Source organism: Salinisphaera sp. G21_0, from assembly GCF_017744115.1.
GTDB lineage: Bacteria > Pseudomonadota > Gammaproteobacteria > Pseudomonadales > Endozoicomonadaceae > Endozoicomonas.
In genome coordinates, this window is record NZ_JAGHQW010000157.1 from 1 (window position 1) to 1,719 (window position 1,719).

The 1,719-nt window shown below is 55.8% G+C and carries 1 protein-coding gene; it reads right to left on the reverse strand.

What is annotated here, in order from left to right; all coding sequences use genetic code 11:
- On the reverse strand, positions 1-1,719 hold a 1,719-nt coding region (locus tag J7439_RS25360; protein WP_209204841.1), incomplete at both ends, for a DUF1601 domain-containing protein.

Sequence of the window (1,719 nt, forward strand, 5' to 3'; positions counted from 1 at the left end):
GAGCGATTCGAACGTAGAGGTAGACACGTTCAGCTCAACGAATTCACCCAGTTTGGCCGTGGCCCACAGCAGGTTGGCAATACCCTGGGCATTAAATTGGTCCTTCTGTGCATTCACGTGGAGCAACTGTGCGGCAACAGCTTCTTTGAGCTCTGGTGTTTGCTCCAGCCCGTTGTCCACCAGCTTCGCCATGGCCCACAGCAGGTTGGTGATTGCCTGTGGGTTAAAGTTGGCTTTTTGTACGATCACGCAGGTCAACAGCGCAGCCACCGCTTCATTGCACTCTTGTGTCTGTTCGTACCCGTTGTCCACCAGTTTTGCCATGGCCCACAGCAGGTTGGCGATGTCCTGGGCATTAAATTGGTCTTTCTGTGCGTTCACGCTGGGCAACAGCGCGGCTACGGCCTCTTTGAACTCTGGTGTCGGTTCCAGCCCGTTGTCCACCAGTTTCGCCATGGCCCACAGCAGGTTGGCGATTACCTGTGGTGTAAAGTTAGCTTTCTGTGCGTTTACGTGGGGCAACAGCACGGCCACGGCCTCGTTGAGATCTGGTGTCCGTTTCTGCCCGTTGTCCACCAGTTTCGCCATGGTCCACAGAAGGATGGCGATATCCTGAGGATTAAATTGGTCTCTCTGTGTGTTCACGCAGGGCAACAGCGCGGCCACAGCCTCTTTGAGTTCTGGTGTTTGCTCCTGCCCGTTGTCCACCAGTTTCGCCATGGCCCACAGCAGGTTGGAGATATGCTGAGGAATAAATTGGTTTTGCTGTGCGTTCACATGGGGCAACAACGCGGCCACGGCCGCGTTCAGCCCTGGTGTCTGCTCCTGCCCGTTGTCCACCAGTTTCGCTATGGCCCACAGCAGGTTGGCGATTCCCTGGGGATTAAATTGGTCTTTCTGTGCGCTCACGTGGGGTAACAGTGTGACCACCGCCTCTTTGAGCCCCGGTGTCCGCTCCAGCCCGTTGTTCACCAGTTTCGCCATGGACCACATCAGGTTGACAATGCCCTGGGCATTAATTTGTTTTTTCTGTGCGTTCATGAGGGGCAACAGGGCGGCTACGGCCTGGTTGAGCTCTGGTAACCGCTCCAGCCCGTTGTCCACCAGTTTCGCCATGGCCCACAGCAGGTTGGCGATACCCTGGGCATTAAATTGGTCTTTCTGTGTGTTCACTTGGGGCAGCAGCGCTGCCACGGCCTCGTTGAGCCCAGGTGTCCACTCTTGCTCATTGTCCACCAGTTTCGCCATGGCCCACAGCAGGTTGGCGATATGCTGAGGAGTAAATTGGTTTTTCTGTGCGTTCACGAGGGGCAACAGGGCGGCCACGGCCTCGTTGAGCCCAGGTGTCCGCTCTGGCCCGTTGTCCACCAGTTTCGCCATGGCCCACAGCAGGTTGGCAATGCCCTGTGGTTTAAAGTTAGCTTTCAGTGCGTTTACGTGGGGCAACAACACGACCACAGCCTCTTTGAGCTCTGCTGTGCGCTCCAGCCCCTTGTCCACCAGTTTCGCCATGGCCCACAGCAGGTTGGCAATATGCTGAGGAATAAATTGGTCTTTCTGTGCGTTCGGCAACAACACGGCCACGGCCTCGTTGAGCCCTGGTGTTAGTTCCTGCCCGTTGTCCACCAGTTTCGCCATCGCCCACAGCAAGTTAGTGATTTCCTGAGCACCAATATCACTGGCTTCAGGTTTTTGGTTGCACTTGAATATTATTGCATC